The sequence below is a fragment of the Rhodococcus sp. YL-1 genome, from assembly GCF_001942025.1.
GTDB classification, from domain to species: Bacteria; Actinomycetota; Actinomycetes; order Mycobacteriales; family Mycobacteriaceae; genus Rhodococcus_F; species Rhodococcus_F qingshengii.
The window spans coordinates 2,831,634-2,855,876 of sequence record NZ_CP017299.1; the positions used below are offsets into that span (position 1 = coordinate 2,831,634).

The following is a 24,243-nucleotide window of genomic DNA, read 5'->3' on the forward strand; positions in this document are numbered from 1 at the left end:
GCCGACAATTGCACACGACCCGTGGGTCGCACCGCTGTGACGGAGACGGCATTATTGGAGGGGTGAGCACTCAAACCAAGGAACGTCCCGACGTCTCCACCGACGAAACGACCGACGACGACACCCCGAAGTTCTTCCACTACGTGAAGAAGAACAAGATCGCCGAGAGCGCCGTCATGGGAACCCATGTCGTCGCGCTGTGCGGTGAGGTGTTTCCCGTGACGAAGTCCGCCAAGCCGGGATCACCGGTGTGCCCGGACTGCAAGAAGATTTACGAAGGACTCCGTAAGGGCGACTGACCTCGGGTCACGCGAGCGGGAGTACTTCCGGAGCTCGGCGGATCGACAGCCTCGACGCAGTCGGCCGCCGGGCTCTTCGCGTCTGCGTGCGGTTCATCGCAGGGATCTTGGTCGACGCACGAGTTCTGGCGCGACTCCGATTGTCTGCTCTCGGTTTGTCTGCTGCGGGGCCGCCCGTACGAGGGGACCGTGGCCGGGTCCGCTTTGTCGCCCGAGATGCGGATGGGGCTGGTGGCCAGGTGCCAGGTCAGGTTGGTGACCGGACCGGTCTTTTCGTCGGTGTTCTGAGCCGCAAGCCACTCTCGCATCTGCTCCATCCGAGTGGCACGAGCGGGCCAGAACTCCTGAACCGTCGCGTTGAACTCGGCGCCGAGGACGACGGCAAAACCGAGGAAGAACGTGAAGAGCAGAAACGCGATCGGCGTTGCCAACGCGCCGTACGTGTAGCCGGTGCTGGTGACGAATCCCAGGTACCAGCGCAATCCGGTGCTGGCGGCCATGAAGAACACACCGGCGACCAGGGCGCCCGCGAGCAGCCGATGCCACGGCAGCGACTTCGGCAGAGCGACCTTGTAGAGCGTCGTGAGGCCGATGATCACCAGCAGACCGACAGCGGGGTAGTAGAACGTGTCGACCAGATTCGATCCGACCACGTACCAGGAGGCCGGCAGTGCTCGCCCGACGAGCGTCGGCCCCAGAGCTACCAGCGGCAGGATGAACACCGCCATCACCAGGAACATCACGTAGAGCAGCAGGGCGAAGATGCGCTGCCAGATGGGATTGCGGGCATCCTGCTGCCCGTGTGCTTCCACGATCGAGTCGACGAACGTACTGATCGCCGATGATCCCGCCCACAGGGAGAGCAGGAAGCCCACCGAGATGATCTCCGGGCGTCCGCGCTGAAGGACGTCCGTCACCGTCGGGCGGATGATCTGGTCGACGACGCTTTCGCTGAAGATCGTTCCGCTGAACGTGACGATCTTGGATTCGATGATCTCGACGGTGTTGGGTCCGAACCACCCACCGATGTAGCCGATCATTCCCAGAAGGCCGAGCAGCAGGGGAGCAAGCGACAGCGTTTGCCAGAACGCGGCCGTAGCCGCCTTTCCGAAGATGGAATCGTCCCAGGCCTTGCTCAGGGTTCGACCGATCAACTGCCCGGTGCGGCGTAGCGGATGCCATCTGCGGTGGTGCAGATCACTTCCGCTCGACTTCTCGCCTCGCGCTTCACTCATGATGTCTCCAGCATCCCTGACGACACACCCGGTTGCCCAACCATGGCGCCGACGTGTCGCACATTTCTGAGACAATTCGCGTGCAGGTCGGCAGGATGCGAGAGAAGCGAAACCTCGCCGGCCGGAGTGAGAACGGCCATGAGTACGCGCTTCGAGTGCGGCTTTCGTCGGTGGCGGCGGCTAGGCTCGTCGCCGGACATTGATGAAAATTCGAGGAGCGCGAGACAACAGTGCGATTCCAGTGGAGGCGCGGCCTATGACGTCTGAGACCGTGGCAGCCGAGTTCGGCAAGTCGCCCGAACCCGCCGGAGCTCAATCCGCGGGAACCCAACCTGGCGCCCCTACCGGTTCCCTTCGTGCATGGCAGCGCCGTGCACTGACCAAATACCTTTCCAGCAGTCCGCGTGACTTTCTGGCGGTCGCAACGCCGGGAGCAGGTAAGACCACCTTCGCTCTGCGGGTAGCTTCGGAATTGCTCCGTGACCGGACGGTCGACCAGATAACCGTCGTGGCGCCGACCGAGCACCTCAAGCACCAGTGGGCGGAGTCCGCTCAGCGCTCTGGCCTCGCATTGGACTCGCGGTTCTCCAACTCGACCGGCCAGACCTCGAGTGACTATCACGGCGTCGTGCTGACCTACGCCCAGGTTGCCTCGCACCCGTCGAAGCATCGTGTGCGGACCGAGGGCCGCAAGACGCTGGTCATCCTCGACGAGATCCACCACGGCGGCGACGCCAAGAGCTGGGGCGACGCCATTCGTGAAGCGTTCGGCGACGCGACCAGGCGTCTCGCACTGACCGGAACCCCGTTCCGCAGTGACGACAGTGCCATTCCTTTTGTCGAGTACGAGCCGGACAAGGAAGGTCTGCTCCGCTCGAAAGCCGATCACTCCTACGGATATTCGGATGCCCTCAAGGACGGTGTGGTTCGCCCCGTCGTGTTTCTCGCCTACTCGGGCGAGGCACGGTGGCGAAACAACGCCGGCGAGGAATTCACCGCTCGACTCGGCGAGCCGCTGAGCGCCGAGCAGACGACTCGGGCATGGCGTACGGCCTTGGACCCTGCCGGCGACTGGATTCCTGCCGTGCTGCAAGCAGCAGACACCCGTTTGGCGCAGCTGCGCAGTACCGGTATGCCCGATGCCGGCGGACTTGTCATCGCGACGGACCAGACAGTGGCCCGCGAGTACGCGAAGGCCCTGACCGCGATCACCGGCGAACAGCCGGCTGTCGTGCTGTCCGACGACCCCACCGCGTCCAAGCGAATCGCCGAATTCGGTGCGAGCGACCAGAAATGGATGGTCGCGGTCCGCATGGTGTCCGAGGGTGTCGACGTTCCCCGTCTGGCGGTCGGTGTGTACGCGACCAGCGCGTCGACTCCGCTGTACTTCGCTCAGGCGATCGGGCGCTTCGTGCGCTCGCGTCGTAAGGGCGAAACTGCCAGCGTCTTCCTGCCGTCGGTGCCGGTGCTTCTCGACCTTGCCGCACAGCTCGAGGCCCAGCGTGATCACGTACTCGGCAAGCCGCATCGTGAGAAGGACGGCCTCGAAGACGACCTGCTCGCCGATGCGAACAAGCAGAAGGACGAGCTGGGCGAGGAGGAGAAGGCGTTCACGTCCCTGGGCGCCGATGCCGAACTCGACCAGGTGATCTACGACGGATCATCCTTCGGTACCGCGACATTCGCCGGAAGTGACGAGGAAGCCGACTACCTCGGTCTGCCAGGCCTACTCGACGCCGATCAGATGCGGGCATTGCTGCGTCAACGCCAGCAGACGCAGGTCGAGGCCAACTCGGCCAAGGCCGCCGCCCCGCAACCCACGGCGGCAGTGGTATCCGATCGAGCGGCCACGGCAGATCAGCTCGGTGCGCTCCGCAAGGAGCTCAACGGGTTGGTGGCGATGAACGTTCACCGCACTGGTAAGCCGCACGGCATCATTCACGCGGAACTGCGCCGGGTGTGCGGCGGTCCGCCGACGGCCATCGCTACTGTCGATCAGCTGACCGAACGCATCGCGATTCTCCGCAGCTGGTAGCAGCCGATACCGGTCCCGCACGCTTCGCGTGCTTGCGGCCCCGGAACGGCAGAACGGGCGATCACAGTGACTGTGATCGCCCGTTCTGGCATTCATGGCGCGCCTCGTGAAGAGGCCACCCCCGGCTGACAGGTCAGATTGCGGGTTCGCTTTCGGAGACGACGGCATTCATCTCGCGAAGTCGATCCGCGTGTTCGGTTGCGTGGTGTCCGCAGAAGAGAAGCTCGCCGCCGGTGGGAAGCACGGCGCGTACGCGTGCTCCGGCACCGCACCGGTCGCACCGGTCGGCAGCGGTCAACTGTGGGCTGGTCAGTGTTCCGGGCATGACTCCTCCGTACTGGCTTTGCGGCATTCGGGCCGCGTGCCTGGGGCCTGGTCCGCCGCGTCGGAATGGCGCGGTAGATCCACTCTTACAGACGTTTGGGGTTTACGGGTTGTTCCCGAAGGCGTTTCTTAGTGTTGTGTCTCACTGGAAATGCGCTGGGCAGGCATTCTCGCGTGAAGATTGTTCGCTGACAGCTGATTCGGATCGCCGACCTCAGCCCGATATTCTGGGCGGATGAACCCGGGACGCGAACCACTTGTCGACGAGAGCGTCGAGTTGCTCCACATGTGCACGCGCGAGGAGTGGGCGCGGGCACAACAGCTCGGTGAACGTATCCCCGACGGATTCGAGGCGGAGGGATTTGTCCACATGTCGACTCCGGCGCAAGTTCATCTCCCGGCCAATCGGATCTTTGCCGGCCGTGACGACATAGTCCTTCTGGCTATCGATCCGGCCTTGCTCGGCGGTCAGGTCAAGTACGAACCGGGTGTCCCCTCGGACCCGGAATCGATGCGATTCCCGCATCTGTACGCCCCGATTCCCGTCGCAGCCGTCACCGCTGTCGTCGAGTATTTTCCGGGCGAGAACGGCGTGTTTTCGCCGGTTCGGTAGGTCGCCGGTTGGCCGGTCGTGAACTGTGCCCCGCGGATTACGGCCCTCCCGCGATGCAGGTCACCGATCGGCGCTACCGTTGGTATATGAACGTAGAAGTCACCCCACTACCGGGGATCGGGACGCGCAAGGATTTTGTTCTGTCTTCCGGTCGTCGCGTGGGTGTCGTCACCCATCGGGACGGTCATACCGACCTCATCGTTTCCAAGGCAGACGACCCTGACGCGTGTGCTGCTTCGCTGCCTCTGACCACCGAGGAAGCGGCAGCGCTCAGCAATCTCCTGGGTGCCCCACAGCTCGTTGCTCAGCTCGAGGAAGAGCACCGTGATCTTCCGGGCATTCGAACCAAACAGCTCTACATCAAGGACGGTTCTCGCTACGACGGACAGACCCTCGGGGACACCGGCATGCGCACGCGTACCGGAGTGTCCATCGTCGCCGTCATGCGGGCAGGACAGGTGAGCCCGTCTCCGAACCCCGACTTCACGTTCACCGGGGGAGACCTTCTCGTGGCAGTCGGAACGCCGGACGGTTTGGCTGCAGCGGCAAAAATCTTGGCCAACGGCTGACTGGCGCGTGGATACAACCACCCTCGCACTGATCGAACTCGGCGCGGTCTTCTTCGCGCTCGGACTGCTCGGACGGCTCGCTGCTCGCGTCGGCATGTCGCCGATCCCGTTCTACCTGATCGGCGGCCTGTGCTTCGGACAGGGCGGTTTCATCCAGCTCGGCGACATCGGCGAGTTCTCCCATCTGGCAAGTGAGATCGGGATCGTCCTGCTCTTGCTGCTGTTGGGGCTCGAATACACTGCGGCCGAGCTCGTCACCGGTCTCAAACGCTCGCGGGTAGCCGGCATCGTCGACATCGTCCTCAACGCCACACCTGGCGCGGTTGTCGGCTTGATGCTCGGCTGGGGCGTCGTGGGGGCGACGGTCATGGCCGGCGTCACCTACATCTCGTCTTCGGGAATCATCGCCAAGGTGCTCAGCGACCTGGGGCGCCTCGGTAACCGCGAGACACCGGTCGTGCTGTCGATTCTGGTGTTCGAAGACCTGGCGATGGCGCTGTACCTGCCGATTCTGACCGCGATGCTCGCGGGCGTGAGCTTCATGGGCGGGCTCGAAGCGGTCGGGATCTCGTTGTTGGTCATCACCGTGGTTCTTGTCGTGGCCCTCCGATACGGACGGTACGTCTCCGCCCTCCTCGACAGTCCCGACAGTGAGACGCTCCTGCTCAAGCTGCTCGGTGCCGCACTGTTGGTCGCCGGCATCAGTTCGGCGATGCAGGTGTCGGCGGCTGTGGGCGCATTCCTCCTCGGAATCGCGATCTCGGGGTCGACGGCGCACAATGCCAGTCGCGTGCTCGAGCCCCTTCGAGATCTGTTCGCCGCAATGTTCTTTGTGGTCTTCGGTCTCAACACCGATCCCAGTTCCATTCCGCCAGTCCTCGGATGGGCCGCGATCCTGGCAGTGGTCACGGCGATCACGAAGCTGGTAACCGGCGCTTGGGCGGCCAGACGTCAGGGTGTCGCGCGAATGGGTCAGGCGCGCGCCGGTGCCGCTCTGATCGCCCGCGGTGAGTTCTCCATCATCATCGCAGGCCTCGCGGTGTCCGCAGGCGCCGTCGACGCCGAACTTGCCGCATTGGCAACTGCTTACGTGCTCCTGATGGCGGTCATCGGCCCGGTGGCGGCAAGAGTTATCGAACCGGTCGCCTCGTTGTACATCAAGGTTCGTACGAAGTCCTGATTGCGGTCCTATTCTGTCCGGATGTCGAACAGAATCGCCCGTCCCGCCGCGACCGCTCTGTGTGCGCTGATCATCTCGTGTGCACCGGTCCCGGCGCTCGCCGGTGGAATTCCCGCTCTCGACCACGCCGGACCCACAGCTGCGCAGGTTGCCGCGGATCGATCGCTACACCTCGAGGGTGCGTCGAACGCGCGTGACATCGGTGGCTACGACGCCGCGGACGGGCAGACCGTTCGGTGGGGGAAGGTATTTCGCTCGAATGCCCTCGACAAGCTGACACCGTCGGATCTCGCGTCGTTGAGCGAACGCGGAGTGGAATCGGTCGACGACTTCCGTACGGTCGTCGAACGAACGCTCTCGCAGGATCGCCTTCCGAACGGGGCGCGAAGCAACTGGTTCGACGTCATCGGAACCAACCCCGCCAACCTCCCGGCGCTGGTGGACATGCCGACGATGTACGCGTTGATGGTGACCGATCCGGGGGCGAGCCGCGCATTCCACGACGCGCTGGTGAACGTCGCGAACACCGACGGTGCAGTCCTCTACCACTGCTCGGCGGGCAAGGACCGTACCGGTTGGATGACCGCAGTTCTCCTGACCGTCCTCGGCGTGAGTCGCACCGACGTGAACGCCGATTACATGCTCAGCAATCAGTACCTCACCGGACCCCGCACGGGGAGCGCGTTCATCGACGGCGTCGAACAGTCTTGGCTGGACACGTCTTTCGCCACGGTGGATCGGGTGTACGGCAACTTCGACAACTACGTCCGGGACGGCCTTCAGTTGAGCGAGGACGATGTCGCACAACTCCGGGACACACTCTTGGTCTGAGGCGGCAAACGCACAAGAGCCGCTCTCCGGCGATCCGGAGAGCGGCTCTTGTGTGCATAGCTGGTGTGACTAGTCGAGGTAGTCGCGCAGAACCTGCGAACGCGACGGGTGGCGCAGCTTCGACATCGTCTTCGATTCGATCTGGCGGATACGCTCACGCGTGACGCCGTAGACCTGTCCGATTTCGTCTAAAGTCCTCGGCTGACCGTCGGTGAGACCGAAGCGGAGGCGAACCACGCCGGCTTCGCGCTCGGACAGCGTCTCGAGTACCGACTGCAGCTGATCCTGCAGCAAGGTGAACGAGACGGCATCGACTGCGACAACAGCTTCGGAGTCCTCGATGAAGTCACCGAGCTGGCTGTCGCCCTCGTCGCCGATGGTCTGGTCGAGAGAGATCGGCTCACGCGCGTACTGCTGGATTTCCAGCACCTTCTCCGGCGTGATGTCCATTTCCTTGGCGAGCTCTTCCGGCGTGGGCTCACGGCCCAGGTCCTGGAGCAGCTCACGCTGGATACGGCCGAGCTTGTTGATGACCTCGACCATGTGCACCGGGATACGGATGGTGCGAGCCTGGTCGGCCATTGCGCGGGTGATGGCCTGACGGATCCACCACGTGGCGTAGGTCGAGAACTTGTAACCCTTGGTGTAGTCGAACTTCTCGACTGCACGGATCAGACCGAGGTTGCCTTCCTGGATGAGGTCCAGGAACGCCATGCCGCGGCCCGTGTAGCGCTTGGCGAGCGAGACGACCAGGCGGAGGTTGGCCTCGAGGAGGTGGTTCTTGGCGCGGTTGCCGTCGCGGCAGATCCAGCTCATGTCGCGTCGCTGAGCCGCAGGCAACTTCTCGCCCTTGTCAGCGAGGTCCTGCATGATCTGCACGGCGTAGAGGCCGGCCTCGATGCGCTTGGCCAGTTCGACTTCCTCTTCGGCGTTGAGGAGTGCGACCTTGCCGATCTGCTTGAGGTAGGCGCGAACCGAGTCGGCGGACGCCGTCAGTTCGGCATCCTTGCGTGCCTGACGGAGAGCTTCGGACTCTTCCTCGTCCCAGACGAAGTCGCCGGAAGCCTTGTCCTTCTCGGACGGCTCTGCAGCGGTCTCTTCGTCTTCGCCGACTGCTACGACCTCGACGACATCGGACTCGACCTCGGCAAGGTCGCCGTCCGTGATGTCGATGTCTTCCAACTCGACATCGCCGTCTTCGGCGTCAGGATCGCCGGCCTTCTTGGGGCTGGCCTTCTTAGCTGCTGCCTTCTTGGCCGGAGCTTTCTTGGCCGGAGCCTTCTTTGCTGCTGCCTTCTTGGCGGGGGCCTTTTTCGCCGGAGCCTTCTTGGCTGCCGGAGCGGTGACGGTGGCCGCCTCCACGGCTGGAGATTGTGGCTCTGACTCTGATGGAGAATCAGCAGTCTGACGTGTATCGGTGGCTGCCACGTACGCCCTTTCGTGACGGTGTCGTGCGGCGTCACGCCAGAGTGGTGATCCGGCGGAGAGGTCAATGGTTGTTGGCCGGCGCGCAGCCGGACTTCACCATTGTAACGACTCTCAGGAAACTCTTACGTCACGGCGGGCCGTAACAGGTAGATTTTCCGCTTTTCACGTGCGGGTTTTCTCATCCGGCGACGGAGGCCGGCCTAGTCAGTCCGACCGATGCGAGCGCAGCTCCGGCAATTCCCGCGGTGTTGAGAAGGGTGGCGGGGACGACCTTGGTGCGGTTGGTCAGATGCGGAATCCACTTCTCGTGCTTGCGGCTTATACCGCCTCCGGCGATGAAGAGGTCTGGCCAGAGCAGGTTCTCGAAGGTGGTCAGAACTCGCGAGACCTCGACGGCCCACTCCTTGTAGCTCCAGTCCTTCTTCTCCTTCACCGACGACGCCGCCCGGTGCTCGGCTTCCTTGCCGTCGACCTCGAGGTGACCGAACTCGGTGTTGGGCAACAGAACTCCGTTGTGCAGCACGGCAGATCCGATTCCGGTGCCGAAGGTCAACAAGATCACGACGCCGGAGGTGTCCTTACCCGCTCCGAACGAGTCCTCGGCGATTCCGGCAGCGTCGGCGTCGTTGAGGACGGTGACCTCGCGCCCGCCCAGCGCCTTGCCGAACAGAGCGGCGGCGTCGGTGTCGATCCAGGACTTGTCGATATTCGCGGCGCTTCGCGCGACGCCGCCGGTCACGACAGCGGGCAAGGTGATGCCGACCGGACCGGTCCACTTGGCCTGCTCGACGATCTCGGCGACAGTGCCCGCGATCGCATCGGGTGTGGACGGCTGCGGGGTCAGGATCTTGATGCGGTCACCGATCATTTCCCCGGTGCTCAGGTCGATCGTGCCGCCCTTGACGCCGCTACCGCCGACGTCGATCCCGAAACCTGTGGTTGTCATCGTCCTGCGCTCCTGAGTGTCGAATTCGAGGTCACGATCTACCGTTGCAAACACTAACCCGAACAAGGACCCGGGCGCGTCCTCTCGAACCGCCCGCCTCGAGACGTTCGAGTGGTGCCCCTCGGTAGAGATGTGTTGCGATGGTCCGGTGCGCCCTTCAGAAAGAACGTTGCCCGACTTTTCCGCCGATTCTCTGGACCCCGCACAGTTGCGGGAAGTAGCCGTAGCCGTCGCCGAACGCGCAGCCGAACACGTCCGCTTGCGTCGGCCCGAGGTATTCGGCCTGGTGGGTTCCGGTGCCGCCGAGGGTGGTTCGGTTGCGGCGAAGAGCACGCCCACCGATCCCGTCACGGTGGTCGATACCGAAACCGAACAGGTGATTCGCGACCTTCTGGCGCAATTGCGCCCTGCAGATTCGATCCTGGGTGAGGAAGGTGGCGGAGACACCGACGATTCCGCGGGAGTTCGATGGGTTGTCGATCCCATCGACGGCACGGTGAATTTTCTCTACGGAATCCCCGCGTTCGCCATCTCGGTGGCCGTACAGATCGACGGGTTCTCGGTAGCCGGGGCTGTCGTCGACGTGTCGTTGGAAACCACGTACGCCGCGCATCGGGGCGGCGGTGCAACCATGACCACGGCCGACGGCGTCGTCAGCGACCTGCAAGCCAATGAGGTGACCGAGCTGTCAATGGCGCTGTTGGCCACCGGCTTCGGTTACGGAGCGGATCGCCGGAAGGTGCAGGGCACGTTGATCGGGCAGATCCTGCCGCAGGTCCGCGACATCCGACGCATCGGTTCGGCTGCGTTGGATCTGTGCATGGTTGCCACCGGCCGGGTCGACGCTCACTTCGAACACGGACTGAGTCCATGGGACTGGGCAGCCGGCTCCTTGATCGCTTCCGAAGCGGGCGCCGTGATCAACGTCCCGGCGCCCAATTCCACGTCGGCCGACGGCGATGTCGTTTACGCAGTCGCTCCGGCGATCGCCGAGCAGTTCGCGCACATGCTCGGAGCTACCGGCGCAGATCAGCCGATTCCGAGCTGAGGCTTGTCAGCAGCGCGCCGTGCGCGCTGCTTTGAGCAGTGCGATGTCCATGGGGGCGACTTCGGCGTTTGCGGGTTGCTCGGCCAGAGCATGCAAGATCGCGGTGGCGTCGGTGTTGGGGGTCAGGGCGCCTTTGTTGTACGTGCCGAGAGCCAGGTCGACGGTGTCGTCGCCGCGGCCGTCCTGGACCAGTTCGGCGCAGGGGGCGACCAGCCAGACGGAACTGGCGGCGGCGAGGCCGTTCGCTCCGAATCGGATCTGACCCTGGCACTCCATGTTCTGGTCGACGTAGACGGGGTCGTTTCCGACCTGGACGTCCGGCGCGCTGGAGAAGCCGAACTCGCTCAGTTGCGCTGCCACCTGGGCCGCCTGGCCGTGTTCACCGTTGGCGTTGAACACACGAACCTTGGTGGCGGCGAGGGGAGCGGGATCCACGTCGAGCAGCTTCGAGCGGTCGACGACGGTTCCCAGCGGTAGTGGCGCCGCTGCCGAAGGATCGGACGAAGGTTGCGGCAGGTTGCAGGCGACGGTGTCACTGACTTCCGCCTCGGCGCTCAGGATGCGGACCCACAAGACACTGCCGATCAATGCGAGTACCGCGAACACGGCGATCACCGGCCACGCGCGCCGACGGCGGAACGGACGTCCCTGGTCATCGGTAGAGCTGCCTTCGGTGATCAGAGAAACCACGGTATCCCTCGACTTTCTTGACGAAACTTCTACTTCGCCATCGGGCCGAGCGGCGCCGGCATGACGTTCGGTGCCTACCTTAGAGGGCCTGTGTGACGAGACAGCCGAAGCGAGGCTCGACGCGTCGAGTCCTTGTCGATTGCGAAACGGCAGTTGGCCGATTACCGGCCTGTTTCTACCCGGATTCGGCCCGAAAACATCGTGGAAAGGTCACAGCTTGCTCTTGCCTTGGTGACAATTCGCAGTCATTTTTCGGAAATTTCCGATTCGGTTACTACTTTCGTGCTCACGTCGGCTACTGTCTGGCGGCCCAGGTCGTTCAACTGGGCATCGGCCGGACGCCGAAATGACAACCAAATGAGGCGCAGATCACGTTCTCGGAAGGAACTTCCGGGCACTAATTCCAGTCCTGCAGCGTTATGCAGCGACAGGGAATGATCTGGATGCCACGGCGGTTTCCATGCGCATCAAGGATCTACCGGATTCTCGGCGCACACGGGACCGGGATACACGAAGAGGATGGGGTAGACGAGATGGCAACTGACTACGACGCACCGAGGCGTACAGAGTCCGACGAGGTTTCGGAGGACTCGCTCGAGGAGCTGAAGGCGCGACGCAACGAAGCGCAGTCAGCCGTCGTCGACATCGACGAGACGGACACCGCGGAGTCCTTCGAGCTGCCGGGTGCCGACCTTTCCGGCGAGGAACTCTCGGTTCGAGTTGTTCCGAAGCAGGCAGACGAGTTCACGTGTTCGAGCTGCTTCCTGGTTCATCACCGCAGCCGCCTGGCCAGTGATGCCAACGGACAGCTCGTATGCATGGACTGCGCTGCCTGATCTCCCTTCCCGGTGGTCGACCCGTCAGCGCGAGGGTCGACCAAGGGTCGGGAAGTACTGCTTTGCTGTGACCGCGCTGGTCAGCGATCCAGCGCAGCCAGCAGATCAGCGGGACGACGTGTGCTCACCAACCAGTACGGCGTGGGATCCTCCGGGTCGTCGAGCACGATCAACACCATTGTCTTGACCCATGGGCGATGCTGGACGAACGCCGACGGATCGAGTTGGCGCCCCATCGCAGCACTCTTCGCGGAAGCCGGCACTGCTGCCGCCCGTGAAATCAATTCGACCGGCAGGTGGGCTCTACCCACGTGCAATTCCTTCACCCCTGCTGTCTCCACCACCTCGACGCGCATCCGGCTGAGCCAGAATGCCGCCCAGATCGGGATCGGGAGTAGTACGACGTACGCCAGGTACGAGAGAAGCCCCGGGCGGCCCATGTGGACCTCGGCCGCGAGGAGTCCGGCTACGGCCAGCCCGGCGATCCACCACCAGATCGGCACCCACAGGCGCTCGGAGTACAGCGTCGTGGACGGGGGCGTTGTGGTGGCGACGTCAGGTCGAGATGTTTCGGGCACCTGTCAAGGATAGTCCGTCGCTACGAGTAGTCTTGGCCCACGTGAGCGACCATCTCTCCATCGCCTTGAAGCGACTGGATCCAGACCTGCCCGTTCCACAGCGTGCGCATCCCGGAGATGCGGGTGTGGATCTGTGCTCCACCAGCGACGTCACCATCGAACCCGGCCACCGAACACTGGTCGGAACGGGGATCGCGATCGCTTTGCCGGTGGGCACCGTCGGGTTGATCCATCCGCGTTCCGGACTCGCCGCCAAATCGGGACTGTCGATCGTGAATGCGCCCGGAACCGTGGACGCGGGATACCGGGGCGAACTCAAGGTCTGCTTGATCAATCTCGATCCGGCCACAGCCATCGACATCCGCCGCGGTGACCGAATCGCTCAGCTCGTGATTCAACGAGTCGAACTTCCGGTTTTCGAGGAAGTCCAATCGCTGGACGACACGACCAGAGGAACCGGAGGCTACGGTTCCAGCGGCGGGCACGCGATACTCGATACCGATGCGCCTGGCGCGGTAGTCGGAGAGGGAGTCTGAATCATGTTCGGACGCAAGAAGAAGACAGACGTCGACGAGGAAACCACCAGCTTCTTCGGTGACGAGAACGACGAGTCGGTGGAGATCGACGAGGTCGAAGACGATCTCGAAGTCACCGGCGACGAGTTCGGTGACGAATCGGAAGGCCCTTACGACATCTCGGAGATCGATTCCGACGATCCGACGGCAGGCCGTGACGGTCAGCGTCTTGATCTCGGTTCCGTTCTGGTGCCGATGCCGACCGGCGGGCAGTTGCAGGTCGAGATGGCGCCCAACGGTTCGCCGCAGGCCGTGCACCTGGTCACCGAGCACGGCCGCATCACGGTTGCTGCCTACGCCGCCCCGAAATCGCCCGGTCAGTGGCGTGAGGTCGTTGCCGAGCTCGCGCAGTCGCTTCGCGACGACAATTCCGCTGTGAGCGTCGAGAACGGCCCGTGGGGCCGTGAACTGGCTGCTGTGACGGCCAACATGGACCTGCGGTTCATCGGCGTCGACGGTCCCCGGTGGATGGTGCGCTGCGTGGTCGCGGGTCCGAGTGGATCCACCGCCGCGAACGCCCCTCTGGTGGCAATCGCACGGGACATTTTGCGTGACACCGTCGTCAACCGAGGATCAGAGCCGCATCCGGTGCGGACACCGCTGCCCGTGGTGCTCCCGCAGGTGCTCGCCGAGCAGTTGGCGGCCGCACACGAGCAGCAGTTGGCGGCAGCGCAGCAGCAACAGGTCGCCGCCCAGCAGCAACAGCAGTCAGCACCGCCCGCTCCGCCGGCACCTCCAGCATGGCCGACCCCGCCGCCTCGTAGCGGCGAATCCGGTTCTGCCATGCAGCAATTGGGTCAGTAACAGGATTTTCTTCAGGCGCTCGCGGTGGTATCGGATTCGATCGCCGCGAGCGCTTTGATGCAGGTGGACCCGAGAACCGCGGGGTCGCGCCCGATCATGTCGAGCGTCGTCGTGGCGACTGCGCCGCGGGGGAGTGAAGCCGCCCAGGCCTGCGCCACTGACGCGGGATGAACCGGATCGTCCACCGCCGACGCAATGCCGACCGGAACGCCCACCGCCCGTAGCGCGCTCTCGCCGAGTGAGTGGTACGACGCCGCCTCGTCGAGCGCAGCCGGGAGATCGGGCCACTGAGAGCGCCAGGAGCGCTCGAGTTCGGCTCCGAGCCACGCCGGACTCGACGCGAGCATCGCAGCGATCACCGACTCCAAGCCTTCGGAGCGCAGTTGCCCGGCGGTGAACCGCGCGCTCGCTGCTGCGGGGGCGTCGTCGGCCGAGCCCGTCCAGGCCGGAAGCGCTGCCAACACACTCACGGTTCGATCGGGATTGTCGGCGGCCCACTGGAGTGCAACGGCCGCTCCGATCGAGACCCCTCCGACGATGATTCGGCCGTGCGTGTCCGCGGCTCTGTCCATCGCGTCCAGATAGCCGTCCACGACACGCCGAGGGTCCGGTTCAATTGCGACGATGCGCACACCCAGAGCCTCCAGCGGCGCCCGGAATGCGCGGTCCGCGAAGTGGGCGTCAGAGCCTGTACCTGGGAGAACGACGGCAACGGTCGCCGATTCAGAGTTCTGCATCTCTTGATCTTGCCCGGTGCCCCCGAGACGCGGACTGACCGGTGTGGTTACACGCTCGTAATGGGTCTACAGTGGCGATCACACAGCCCTTCACGTGACGCGAAACCCTTGCGTCACACATGTTCGCAGGAGCGCGCAATGGCACCCGCCGCCGCAGGATATTTTCGTCGACTGACCCAGCGTCTGACCGAGGACGTCGACCAGTTGGACGCCCAGGAGATGGCCGAGTCCAACAAGGCTTCCGGAGGTCAGAAGGCATGCGATTGTCGTCGCGGTGAAGAAGTCACGATGGTGGGCCGACTCCGCAGCGTCGACGCGTGTCCCAAGTCGGGAAATGCCAGCATCGAGGCCGAGTTCTTCGATGGCACCGAGATGATCAATCTCGTCTGGATCGGGCGTCGCCGGATCCCGGGAATCGAGACCGGTAAGACCCTGCTGATCCGCGGTCGTGTGGGCGAGCGTGACGGTCGCAAGGCGATCTTCAACCCTTACTACGAACTGCGCGGCGAATAGGCGCGTTTCCCGCATTTACCGTGCAACTCGGTGACTGTGGCACCCTCGACAGGTGACTGAAACACAACAGCGATCGGTAATCGACCAACTCGGCGGGCTGAGTGGTCTGATCTATTCGTCTTTGCCGATTCTGATTTTTGTCCCGGTCAACAGCATCTGGAATCTCACCGCGGCAATCTGGGCCGCATTGGGCGTCGCTGTCGCTATCGCGGCCTGGCGCCTCTTCCGCAAGGATTCCCTCCAACCCGCTATTTCCGGTTTTCTCGGAGTCGGAGTTTCCGCATTCATCGCCTACCGCACCGGCGACGCCAAAGGATATTTCCTCTTCGGTATCTACACGAGCCTCGCCTACGGTGCGGTCTTCCTGATTTCCATCCTCGTGCGCTGGCCCCTCGTCGGAATCATCTGGGGTTATCTCAACGGGCACGGCAATCTCTGGCGCAAGCACAGCTCCGCCGTCCGGCTCTACGACGTCGCGACGGCAGCGTGGGCGTTGGTCTTCGGTGCGCGGTATCTCGTTCAGTCACAGCTCTACGACACCGACCACACCGGATGGCTCGCAGTCGCGCGTATCGGCATGGGGTGGCCGTTGACCGGTTTGGTGCTGCTCGTGACGGTCTGGGCTGTGCGTAAGGCCGATCGCATCGTCGAGCCTGAACCGGTTGTGGAGCCCGAAAGCAGCGAGCCCACCGCCACGGACGCAGGGTCCGAAGAGGTGGGCTCGGTGAATCTGACGAAGCCGCGCGAAGACCGCGATCTCAGCTGATCAGGTCCTGGTACTCGGGGTGCTTGTCGAGGAACTTCACGACGTACGGGCACACCGGATGAACCTTGAGGCCGCGTGCTCGTAGGTCGTCCAGAGCCTGGCGGACGAGAACCCCGGCCAATCCGAAACCTTCGAAGGCGGGGTAGATCTCGGTGTGGTTGAACGAGACGACGTCACCGGAGGTGGTGTAGTCCTCGATCCCGGCGAGGTCGCCGTCGGCATGGATCTCGTACCGGCTCTGGGCCGGATTGTCGGTGACTACGGTGTTTTCGGGCGCTTGTGCCATGTGATTCCCTTTCGTCGTCAGTGTGTTCGTCGGTCAATTCTCCAGGCGGAGTGCAACGCGCAACTGATCCTCGGCGTCGACGGCCGCAACGAAGAGCAGTTCGTCCCCGCCTTCGATGGGATCGTCCATCTGCGGGACGATCACGCGTCCGCCACGCAGGATGGTGACCAGTGCGCAGTCTCGCGGAAGTTCGAGTTTCTTGACGGCTTTTCCGGCAAGAGGTGTGTTGTCGGGCAACGTGATCTCGACGAGGTTGGCCTGTCCCTGCCGCAGTGTCATCAGTTTGACCAGGTCACCGACCGAGACGGCCTCTTCGACGAGCGAAGCGAGCATCCGCGGTGTCGAGACGGCGACGTCCACGCCCCAGGACTCGTCGAAGAGCCACTCGTTGCGGGGATCGTTGACGCGGGCGACAACTCGGCGAACACCGAACTCGGTTTTCGCGAGCAGACTGAGGACCAGGTTTGCCTTGTCGTCTCCGGTCGCGGCAATCACGACCTCGTACGACTCCATCGACGCGTCCTCGAGTCTGCTGAGTTCGCAGGCGTCCGCGTGCACCCACTTCGCCTCGGGCACCGACTCCGGTTCGATGTGATCGAGTTTGCGTTCGATCAGCATGACGTCATGTGAGCTTCGAATCAGCTCTCGCGCAATGGAACGGCCTACGGCGCCGGCTCCGGCGATGGCGACCTTCATCGAGAACTTCCAATCACGTTGTAGTGCAACACAGTCGCAGTCTTGTTGTGGGGGACGGCGTACGGATCAGTCATCTGCGGCCTCCCTCAGTCGTCGCTCGGCGGCGGGTTGCCGGCCAGTGCGACAGCTTCGGCGACGGTTCCCGACACGGCGGCGATGTAGACCTGATCGTCTGCCTGGATGACAGTCTTGCGGTCGGGGAGAATGCCGGTCCCGAAGCGGATGATGAAGGCGACTCTCGAACTGGTCGCGCCTTCGAGGAGCGCGATCGGCTTGCCCGCCCAATCCTCGTGCAGGGCAAGTTCGGTGATGGCGACAGTGCCCGAAGGATCGCGCCACTTCGCAGTCTGACTTTCCTTGGTCAACGTGTGCAGGAAACGATCCGTCGACCACGGCACGGTGGCGACCGTGGGAATGCCGAGTCGCTCGTAAACGGCGGCACGCTTGGCGTCGTAAATACGTGCGACGACGCGTTCGACGCCGAAAGTCTCGCGTGCGACTCGCGCTGCGATGATGTTGGAATTGTCTCCCGAGGACACCGCGGCAAAGGCGTCGGCCCGCTCGATTCCCGCCCGGACCAGCACGTCACGGTCGAACCCCATTCCCAGAACCTTGGTTCCCGGGAAGTCGAGATCGAGACGCAGAAACGCACTCTGATCGCGGTCGATGACGGCGACCTCATGTCCGATCCTGGTCAGAGACGCGGCGAGGGAAGAACCCACTCGACCGCACCCCATGATGACGACATACACGCCCTACTCCGTTCATGGACCCTCATGGCGCGATTGCACGCCGAATCGAACGGTACAGCCCCTCACGGGAAGAGCAAGTACAACGGTCGCTCGCGTGCCGGTTGTCACGACAAAAGGTGAAGTTGGGGCTCTGATGACTCCGAATCGGGCGAGACGGCTTACGCTTTGCACGTGTCTAAGCTCTCGACCGCTACCAAGCGGCTCCTGCTCGGTCGGCCGTTCCGAAGCGACAAACTCGGGCACACGCTGCTACCCAAGCGAATTGCACTACCGGTCTTCGCGTCCGACGCGATGTCGTCCGTCGCGTATGCCCCCGAAGAAATCTTCCTGGTTCTCTCCGTCGCGGGTATTTCCGCGTATGCGTACACACCCTGGATCGGATTGTCCGTCGCCATCGTCATGGCTGTGGTGGTGGCGAGCTACCGCCAGAACGTCCACGCATACCCCTCCGGTGGCGGCGACTACGAGGTCGCGACGGTCAACCTCGGCCCGACCGCCGGTCTGACCGTCGGTAGTGCGCTGATGGTCGACTACGTGCTGACGGTCGCCGTGTCGATCTCGTCGGCGGCGTCGAACATCGGCTCGGCTCTGCCGTTCGTCGCGCAGCACAAGGTGTTGTTCGCGGTCGCGGCGATCGTGTTGCTGACCGCGGTCAACCTTCGCGGTATCCGTGAATCGGGGACCGCGTTCGCAATTCCGACCTACGCATTCATCGTCGGCATGTTCCTGATGCTCGGGTGGGGATTCTTCCGGATCTACGTCCTCGGTGAGGATGTGCACGCGGAATCGTCGTCGTTCACGCTCAACGCCGAGGATTCGCATCTGTACGGAATTGCCTTCGCGTTCCTGATCGCCCGCGCATTCTCCTCGGGCTGTGCCGCACTGACCGGCGTCGAGGCCATCAGCAACGGCGTACCGGCGTTCCAGAAGCCGAAGTCGCGCAACGCTGCCACGACCTTGCTGCTGCTCGGGTCGATCGCCATCGTCCTGCTGATGGGCATCATCATCCTGGCTCAGAAGATCGGCATCGTCTACGCACACAATCCGCAGGAACAGCTGGTCGGAGCGCCGGAGGGCTACCATCAGAAGACCTTGATCGCGCAGATCGCCGAAGCCGTGTTCAGTGGTTTCCCGATCGGTTTCTTCTTCATGGCGATCGTCACGGCACTGATCCTGGTTCTGGCCGCGAACACCGCGTTCAACGGATTTCCGGTACTCGGATCGATCCTGGCGCAGGATCGGTACCTACCGCGTCAGCTGCACACGCGCGGCGACCGACTGGCATTCAGCAACGGAATCCTCTTCCTCTCCGGTGCTGCCATCGCATTCGTCGTGGTGTTCGGCGCCGAGGTCACCAAGCTCATCCAGTTGTACATCGTCGGCGTCTTCGTCTCGTTCGTGCTCAGCCAGACGGGCATGATCAAGCACTGGACTCGGCATCTGAAGTCCGAGACCGACAAGGCGCAACGGGCCCGTATGCAGCGCTCGCGAGTGATCAATTCGATCGGTCTGGCAATGACTGCCACCGTCTTGATCATCGTTCTGATCACCAAGTTCGCTGCCGGCGCATGGATCGCCATCGTCGCGATGGTCGCGATCTTCATCGTGATGAAGATGATCCGCAAGCACTACGACAGCGTCGCAGCCGAGCTCGAGGAGCAGGAGTGGGACGGCGTACTGCCCAGCCGCACGCACTCGATCGTGCTCGTCTCGAAGTTGCACATGCCGACGATGCGAGCTCTCGCCTACGCGCGAGCCACGCGACCGGACACCCTCGAAGCCATCACGGTCAATGTCGACGAGCCGGACACCCGCGCACTCGTGCGTGAGTGGGAGAAGAGCGACGTGACGGTTCCGCTCAAGGTGATCGAGTCGCCGTACCGCGAAATCACCAAGCCGGTTCTCGATTACGTCAAGCGCGTACGACGCGATGCTCCGCGTGACGTCGTCACCGTCTTCATTCCCGAGTACGTCGTCGGACACTGGTGGGAGCAGATCCTGCACAATCAGAGCGCGCTTCGTCTGAAGAGTCGTCTGCTTTTCCAGCCCGGCGTGATGGTGACCAGCGTTCCGTGGCAGCTGAGTTCGTCGGCAAAGGCGAAGCCGCTCGACATCGAGAAGACCGCAGGTGCCACGCGTCGCGGTTACGACACCGGCGAGAAATGATCACCGGCGAAAAATGATCGGCAACATCGAAATGGCAGGCGTAGTTCGTTGAGTGAGAATTGGACCGGACAGACCTTCGAGGTCGATCTGGGCAACCCCGGTCACGGCGGGTTCGTCGTCGCCCGGCACGAGGGGCGGGTCGTGTTCGTCCGTCACGGTTTGCCGGGGGAGCGTGCGCTGGTCCGGGTGACCGAGGACAAGGGCGGATCGTTTTGCCGCGCCGACGCGATCACCGTTCTCGACGCTTCTCCGCATCGGATCGATCCGACATGCCCGATCTCCGGCCCGGGCGGGGCGGGCTGCTGCGACTACTCGCATGCGGATCTGAGCGTCCAACGTGAGATGAAGACCTCGGTCGTGCGGGAGCAGCTTCTGCGACTGGCTCGTGTCGAATCGGACGTCGAGGTAGAGGAACTGCCCGGAACCGGAGGCGGAACGGGTTGGCGCACGCGAGTCCGGTTGGCGGTGGACGGGCACGGTGTCGCCGGATACCACGCGTACCGCAGCAACCGGATCGTCACAGACCTGCGGTGCACCCAGATCGATCAGAGCGCGTACGACGGTCTCGGCGGTGCGCAGTGGGCGCCAGGTAGCGAGCTGCAGGTCGTTCTCGACGCTGCGGGCGAGCGGCACGTCGTGGAAATCGCGGCACCCGCGGTGTCCAAGACGGGACGGCGGACGCCCGGGCGACGCGGCGCGATGGCACGCCGAGCGGCAAGCGGCGGCCCGCGAAAGACCCGAGTTGCCATCGGATCGGACACAGTGACCGAGCGCGTCGGCAGTCGAGAATGGGCGCTGGCCGCGACCGGTTTCTGGCAGGCCCATCGCGGCGCTGCGGCCGCGTACTCACAGGTGGTCGGGGAGTGGGCCGGAGCCGCTACCGCGGACACGGCCTGGGATCTCTACGGCGGTGTCGGCGTGTTCGCAGCTGTGCTCGCCGAGCTTGTCGGGCCGTCCGGCGTGGTGGAGTCCGTCGAATCTTCGGCGCGTGCAGTCGCGGACGGGCAGGCAGCGCTGTCCGATCTCGGTCAGGTGCGCTTCCACAGCGCCCGCGTCGAGAACATCATCGCGGATCTGGAGCGTTCGCCTGCTGTCGTCGTGCTCGACCCGCCACGTGCGGGGGCCGGCCGTCCGGTCGTGGAAGCTCTCGCCTCAACGGGCGCTGAGCGGATAGTCCACATCGGGTGCGACCCGGCGTCGTTCGGTCGCGATATCGGCCTCTACCTGGAGCAGGGCTTCAGAATCGGTGGCCTCCGGGCGTTCGACGCGTTCCCCCAGACTCACCACATGGAGTGCATCGCGCTCCTCGAACGCTGAGACGTCCCGAAATCTTTCCCTGAAACGGTGTGACGCTTCTCGCGTTCACAACAGTTGCTTGCATTACGCAACTAATCGTATAGTTTCGTTCTGCAAGTAGTTTTCCGTTTTCAAGTCACGGCTCGTTCGGGCCACTCGAATTCAGGGGTAGGCAATGTCGGTACAGCCGGAGACGGCCCAAGCGCTCGTCGACACGATCTTCATGTTCGGCAGATCGCTGCGAGCCGCGGTCACCACCGGTGCAGACAGCCTGCTGCCGCCTGCGCTGGTCAGTGTGTTGTTCATGCTGGCAGCGCGTGGGGAGTGCCGACAGAACGAATTGGCCGTCGATCTGTGTGTCAGTCAGTCGTCGCTCAGCCGACAAATGTCGGATCTGGTCGACGCTGGGTATGTCGAGAGAAATCCCGATCCGGCTGACAAGCGGGCGTTCCGCATCCGAGTATCGGAAGAGGGACACGACGTTTTACGGAGAACCACGCAGCGGCGTGCGGCGCGTTTGCGCAACATGCTCGAAGACTGGAGCCAGGAAGAGGCCATGGCCGCAGTGACATCGCTGCAACGTCTCAACGAGACGTTCGGCGCATCGAATCGGCAGGCCTCACCGGCAGTTCCGCACACGGGCGTAGAAAGTATTGGGAGATAAGGCACATGGCAGCAACAGTAGGAGAAACCCGGGCAAGTACCGGAGGTGACGGATCGGCTCGCGAAGCGGGCGCGATGACTCACCGCGAAATTCTCGAAGCACTCACCGGACTCATCGCAGCGCTGTTCACCGCGCTGCTCAGTAGCACCATCGTTTCCACAGCGCTTCCCACGATCATCGGTGAACTGCACGGAACTCAGACGCAGTACGCCTGGATCATCACGACAGCGTTGCTCGCCACCGCGGCGTCGACGCCGATCTGGGGCAAGCTTGCCGACCTCTACAACAAGAAGGTCCTGGTCCAGACCGCGATCGTCATCTTCGTGATCGGCTCGGTCATCGCCGGCGCGGCGCACAACGTTCCGTTGCTGCTCGGTGCGCGTGTCATCCAGGGCATCGGTATGGGCGGTCTGACCGCTCTCGTCGTAGCCATCATCGGCACGATCATCCCGCCGCGAGATCGCGGTCGCTATTCCGGATACATGGGTGCGGCCATGGCTGTCTCGATGTCCGGTGGACCGATCCTCGGCGGCGTCCTCGTGGACACTGCCGGCTGGCGCTGGTGCTTCTACGTATGTGTTCCGCTGGCAGTCATCGCATTGTTCCTGCTTCAGCGCACACTGCACGTCGAGACCGTGAAGAAGGACAACGTCTCCATCGACTGGATGGGCGCCACCTTGCTCACCGCCGGTGTCAGCGTCCTGCTGATCTGGGTTTCGTTTGCCGGTCAGGACGACTACTACGCCTGGTTCTCGAAGGAGTCGGCCTTCTTCGTCATCGGTGGTCTGGCCCTGCTCGGCCTGACGATGTTCGTCGAATCCAAGGTCAAGGATCCGATCCTGCCGATCAAGATCATCACCGAGCGCACCACGGCTCTCGCGATCATCGCCTCGATCGCAGTTGGTGTCGGCCTCTTCGGCGCGACGACGTTCCTGACGCAGTACTTCCAGACCGCACGCGGATTCGATCCCACCGAAGCCGGATTGCTCACCATTCCGATGGTCGCAGGCATGCTCGTCGCCTCGGTCGGCTCGGGCCAGCTGATCACCAAGTTCGGTCAGTGGAAGCCCTTCATCGTCGCCGGCGCAGTTCTGCTGCTGGTCGGTTTCGGGCTGCTGTCGACGATCGACCACGCAACCAGCCTGTGGACAATCGGAATCTTCATCGCCATCGTGGGTCTCGGTACCGGCATGCTGATGCAGAACATCGTTCTCGCCGTGCAGAACACGGTCAGCGTCGAGAACATCGGCGCGGCCAGCAGTATCGTGGCGTTCTTCCGCACCTTCGGCGGCGCGATCGGCGTGTCGGTGCTCGGTTCGATTCTTGCGACCCGCGTCAAGACACTGACAGTCGATTCGGTCTCCACCTTGCCGCCCGAGCAGCAGGCAGTAGCTGGCAAGAGCCTCCAGGACGGCCTCGACCTGAGCAATATGCCTGACTTCGTCTCGCAGATCGTTCGGTTCGCCTACGGCGACGCAACAGGACGGATCTTCCTGGTCGCAGCCGTCGTCGCCGTGGTCACGCTCGTGTCGGTCATCTTCATCCCGAACCGTCCGTTGCGCACCACCATCGACATGGCAACCCCCGACGCCGAGCAGAAGTTCGAAGAAGAACGCGAAGAGAAGAACGAGGAGAAGAACCTCACTCGCTGATCCGCATGCCCGGCTGGTCTACTGCCGGCAGCGTCTTCTGAACTACTGTTGTCACGCCATAGCCCATCGAACGCGGACCGAGATCGATTCTTCGATCTCTCCGCGTTCGACGGCTATCGGGGCCGAATCCGCTTTCATGGCCGCGACACGTCCGCGCATCGGCACTATCTGGTCGAAGTCCTCGAGCACCTCGAGGACTTCGACCAGATCTTTGTCTGCCAGGTCTGCGAACTGTCTGGCCTTCGATTCGGCTGCCGTCCAGGCCAATTCGCGTGCTCTTGTCGCCAGATCGCTGCGGTCGTCGAGATCGAACTCCAGTCCGTCGAGCCGAATCGCGTCGCCACCCACCGATACACATGCCGCGATGACGGCAGCGGGGGAGTTCGCCGCTTCCGGCTCCAGCTCTCGCAGTACGACTCGGAAAGTTGTCGATGCCGTGAATCCTGTTGTCTCCTGGCGGCCTCCGTCGCTCCACTGAGTCTGCGGATGGACGCTCAGCCCGGCGGTGGTGAGGTCCGCTCCGCGCACACCGCGCGCGTGCAGGGTCTCGGTCAGCGCAGTGGACAGACGCGCGACGGCGTCGAACGCGTCGGAAACGGCCGTCTGTGTCACCGATACTCCGATCGTCAATCGCACGATGTCGGGAACAGCTGTTGCAGTGGCGGTTCCGGTCACCGTGACAGTGGACGGCTCCGAGGTGAAGGCGGTGGTGGGCACGTGTGGT

At 63.5% G+C, this 24,243-nt stretch carries 27 protein-coding genes; 16 read left to right on the forward strand and 11 right to left on the reverse strand.

What is annotated here, in order from left to right:
- Nucleotides 1-62 precede the first annotated feature (62 nt).
- A complete protein-coding gene (locus BH682_RS13250) occupies nt 63-299 on the forward strand; it encodes a DUF3039 domain-containing protein (protein WP_003942602.1) in 237 nt (78 codons plus the stop codon).
- Here the strand turns inward: BH682_RS13250 and BH682_RS13255 are convergent.
- Nucleotides 272-1,534 carry a YihY/virulence factor BrkB family protein gene (locus tag BH682_RS13255; protein WP_075833060.1) on the reverse strand — a complete coding sequence of 421 codons (1,263 nt, stop codon included), beginning with the start codon at nt 1,532-1,534 and terminating at the stop codon, nt 272-274. The genes BH682_RS13250 and BH682_RS13255 overlap by 28 nt on opposite strands.
- A 256-nt stretch (nt 1,535-1,790) precedes the next feature.
- On the opposite strand from BH682_RS13255, the gene BH682_RS13260 reads away from it, so the two are divergent.
- A complete protein-coding gene (locus tag BH682_RS13260; RefSeq protein WP_003942642.1) occupies nt 1,791-3,569 on the forward strand; it encodes a DEAD/DEAH box helicase in 1,779 nt (592 codons plus the stop codon).
- A 133-nt stretch (nt 3,570-3,702) separates the two neighbouring features.
- Here BH682_RS13260 and BH682_RS13265 read toward each other — a convergent pair whose 3' ends face one another.
- Nucleotides 3,703-3,894 carry a DUF7455 domain-containing protein gene (locus tag BH682_RS13265; RefSeq protein WP_003942643.1) on the reverse strand — a complete coding sequence of 64 codons (192 nt, stop codon included), beginning with the start codon at nt 3,892-3,894 and terminating at the stop codon, nt 3,703-3,705.
- A gap of 234 nt (nt 3,895-4,128) precedes the next feature.
- Between BH682_RS13265 and BH682_RS13270 the strand changes: the two genes are divergently transcribed.
- The 4 genes from BH682_RS13270 (at nt 4,129) to BH682_RS13285 (ending at nt 7,086) form a co-directional block, all read left to right on the forward strand.
- Nucleotides 4,129-4,506, forward strand: a complete 378-nt coding sequence (locus BH682_RS13270; protein WP_007732832.1) for a DUF952 domain-containing protein — start codon at nt 4,129-4,131, stop codon at nt 4,504-4,506.
- Nucleotides 4,507-4,592: 86 nt separating this feature from the next.
- Nucleotides 4,593-5,075 (forward strand): cation:proton antiporter regulatory subunit, encoded by a 483-nt coding sequence (locus tag BH682_RS13275; protein ID WP_021344116.1) that lies wholly within the window; start codon nt 4,593-4,595, stop codon nt 5,073-5,075.
- 7 nt (nt 5,076-5,082) lie between these two features.
- Nucleotides 5,083-6,255 carry a cation:proton antiporter gene (locus BH682_RS13280; RefSeq protein ID WP_003942634.1) on the forward strand — a complete coding sequence of 391 codons (1,173 nt, stop codon included), beginning with the start codon at nt 5,083-5,085 and terminating at the stop codon, nt 6,253-6,255.
- Nucleotides 6,256-6,276: 21 nt separating this feature from the next.
- Nucleotides 6,277-7,086 (forward strand): tyrosine-protein phosphatase, encoded by an 810-nt coding sequence (locus BH682_RS13285; RefSeq protein ID WP_042449914.1) that lies wholly within the window; start codon nt 6,277-6,279, stop codon nt 7,084-7,086.
- 69 nt (nt 7,087-7,155) lie between these two features.
- Here BH682_RS13285 and BH682_RS13290 read toward each other — a convergent pair whose 3' ends face one another.
- Nucleotides 7,156-8,580 (reverse strand): RNA polymerase sigma factor, encoded by a 1,425-nt coding sequence (locus tag BH682_RS13290; protein ID WP_370333980.1) that lies wholly within the window; start codon nt 8,578-8,580, stop codon nt 7,156-7,158.
- A 112-nt stretch (nt 8,581-8,692) separates the two neighbouring features.
- Entirely contained in the window at nt 8,693-9,460 is a 768-nt protein-coding gene (gene ppgK / locus BH682_RS13295; RefSeq protein WP_042449945.1) for a polyphosphate--glucose phosphotransferase, read from the reverse strand.
- 169 nt (nt 9,461-9,629) lie between these two features.
- Here ppgK and BH682_RS13300 point away from each other — a divergent pair, with 169 nt between their 5' ends.
- Nucleotides 9,630-10,508 (forward strand): inositol monophosphatase family protein, encoded by an 879-nt coding sequence (locus BH682_RS13300; RefSeq protein WP_042449947.1) that lies wholly within the window; start codon nt 9,630-9,632, stop codon nt 10,506-10,508.
- A gap of 6 nt (nt 10,509-10,514) precedes the next feature.
- Here BH682_RS13300 and cei read toward each other — a convergent pair whose 3' ends face one another.
- Nucleotides 10,515-11,198: an envelope integrity protein Cei gene (gene cei / locus BH682_RS13305; protein WP_003942618.1), complete on the reverse strand. Its 684-nt coding sequence runs from the start codon at nt 11,196-11,198 to the stop codon at nt 10,515-10,517.
- A 533-nt stretch (nt 11,199-11,731) separates the two neighbouring features.
- Here cei and BH682_RS13310 point away from each other — a divergent pair.
- A complete protein-coding gene (locus BH682_RS13310) occupies nt 11,732-12,034 on the forward strand; it encodes a DUF4193 domain-containing protein (protein ID WP_003942593.1) in 303 nt (100 codons plus the stop codon).
- A gap of 80 nt (nt 12,035-12,114) precedes the next feature.
- Here the strand turns inward: BH682_RS13310 and BH682_RS13315 are convergent, their stop codons facing one another.
- Nucleotides 12,115-12,612 carry a DUF3093 domain-containing protein gene (locus BH682_RS13315; RefSeq protein WP_075833062.1) on the reverse strand — a complete coding sequence of 166 codons (498 nt, stop codon included), beginning with the start codon at nt 12,610-12,612 and terminating at the stop codon, nt 12,115-12,117.
- 41 nt (nt 12,613-12,653) lie between these two features.
- Between BH682_RS13315 and dut the strand changes: the two genes are divergently transcribed.
- Entirely contained in the window at nt 12,654-13,148 is a 495-nt protein-coding gene (dut, locus tag BH682_RS13320; protein WP_075833064.1) for a dUTP diphosphatase, read from the forward strand.
- Nucleotides 13,149-13,151: 3 nt separating this feature from the next.
- A complete protein-coding gene (locus BH682_RS13325) occupies nt 13,152-13,991 on the forward strand; it encodes a DUF3710 domain-containing protein (RefSeq protein WP_075833066.1) in 840 nt (279 codons plus the stop codon).
- An 11-nt stretch (nt 13,992-14,002) separates the two neighbouring features.
- On the opposite strand, the gene BH682_RS13330 is transcribed toward BH682_RS13325, so the two are convergent.
- Nucleotides 14,003-14,728, reverse strand: coding sequence for an alpha/beta fold hydrolase (locus BH682_RS13330; protein ID WP_003942605.1), 726 nt, complete (start codon nt 14,726-14,728; stop codon nt 14,003-14,005).
- A 138-nt stretch (nt 14,729-14,866) separates the two neighbouring features.
- Here BH682_RS13330 and BH682_RS13335 point away from each other — a divergent pair, with 138 nt between their 5' ends.
- Together BH682_RS13335 and BH682_RS13340 are read left to right on the forward strand one after the other, a co-directional pair.
- Nucleotides 14,867-15,241 carry an OB-fold nucleic acid binding domain-containing protein gene (locus BH682_RS13335; RefSeq protein ID WP_030536883.1) on the forward strand — a complete coding sequence of 125 codons (375 nt, stop codon included), beginning with the start codon at nt 14,867-14,869 and terminating at the stop codon, nt 15,239-15,241.
- 52 nt (nt 15,242-15,293) lie between these two features.
- Nucleotides 15,294-16,007 (forward strand): DUF3159 domain-containing protein, encoded by a 714-nt coding sequence (locus tag BH682_RS13340; protein ID WP_003942611.1) that lies wholly within the window; start codon nt 15,294-15,296, stop codon nt 16,005-16,007.
- Here BH682_RS13340 and BH682_RS13345 read toward each other — a convergent pair.
- The 3 genes from BH682_RS13345 to BH682_RS13355 all read right to left on the reverse strand — a co-directional run bounded on the left by BH682_RS13345 (nt 16,000) and on the right by BH682_RS13355 (nt 17,741).
- Nucleotides 16,000-16,293: a GNAT family N-acetyltransferase gene (locus BH682_RS13345; RefSeq protein WP_003942641.1), complete on the reverse strand. Its 294-nt coding sequence runs from the start codon at nt 16,291-16,293 to the stop codon at nt 16,000-16,002. The genes BH682_RS13340 and BH682_RS13345 overlap by 8 nt on opposite strands.
- 33 nt (nt 16,294-16,326) lie before the next feature.
- A complete protein-coding gene (locus BH682_RS13350; RefSeq protein ID WP_003942632.1) occupies nt 16,327-16,989 on the reverse strand; it encodes a potassium channel family protein in 663 nt (220 codons plus the stop codon).
- A gap of 86 nt (nt 16,990-17,075) precedes the next feature.
- On the reverse strand, nt 17,076-17,741 hold the full coding sequence (locus tag BH682_RS13355; protein ID WP_003942587.1) for a potassium channel family protein: 666 nt from the start codon (nt 17,739-17,741) through the stop codon (nt 17,076-17,078).
- Nucleotides 17,742-17,912: 171 nt separating this feature from the next.
- Here BH682_RS13355 and BH682_RS13360 point away from each other — a divergent pair, with 171 nt between their 5' ends.
- The 4 genes from BH682_RS13360 to BH682_RS13375 all read left to right on the forward strand — a co-directional run bounded on the left by BH682_RS13360 (nt 17,913) and on the right by BH682_RS13375 (nt 23,519).
- The gene (locus BH682_RS13360; RefSeq protein WP_007732857.1) at nt 17,913-19,907 is read left to right on the forward strand and encodes an APC family permease; all 1,995 of its coding nucleotides are present in this window, start codon (nt 17,913-17,915) and stop codon (nt 19,905-19,907) included.
- A 48-nt stretch (nt 19,908-19,955) separates the two neighbouring features.
- A complete protein-coding gene (locus BH682_RS13365) occupies nt 19,956-21,224 on the forward strand; it encodes a class I SAM-dependent RNA methyltransferase (RefSeq protein WP_050656625.1) in 1,269 nt (422 codons plus the stop codon).
- Nucleotides 21,225-21,378: 154 nt separating this feature from the next.
- Complete coding sequence (locus tag BH682_RS13370) at nt 21,379-21,867, forward strand: MarR family winged helix-turn-helix transcriptional regulator (RefSeq protein ID WP_003942624.1); 489 nt, start codon at nt 21,379-21,381, stop codon at nt 21,865-21,867.
- 5 nt (nt 21,868-21,872) lie between these two features.
- Nucleotides 21,873-23,519, forward strand: coding sequence for an MDR family MFS transporter (locus BH682_RS13375; protein WP_007732863.1), 1,647 nt, complete (start codon nt 21,873-21,875; stop codon nt 23,517-23,519).
- 51 nt (nt 23,520-23,570) lie between these two features.
- Here the strand turns inward: BH682_RS13375 and BH682_RS13380 are convergent, their stop codons facing one another.
- A complete protein-coding gene (locus BH682_RS13380; protein WP_003942616.1) occupies nt 23,571-24,236 on the reverse strand; it encodes an SIMPL domain-containing protein in 666 nt (221 codons plus the stop codon).
- Between the last annotated feature and the right edge of the window lie 7 nt (nt 24,237-24,243).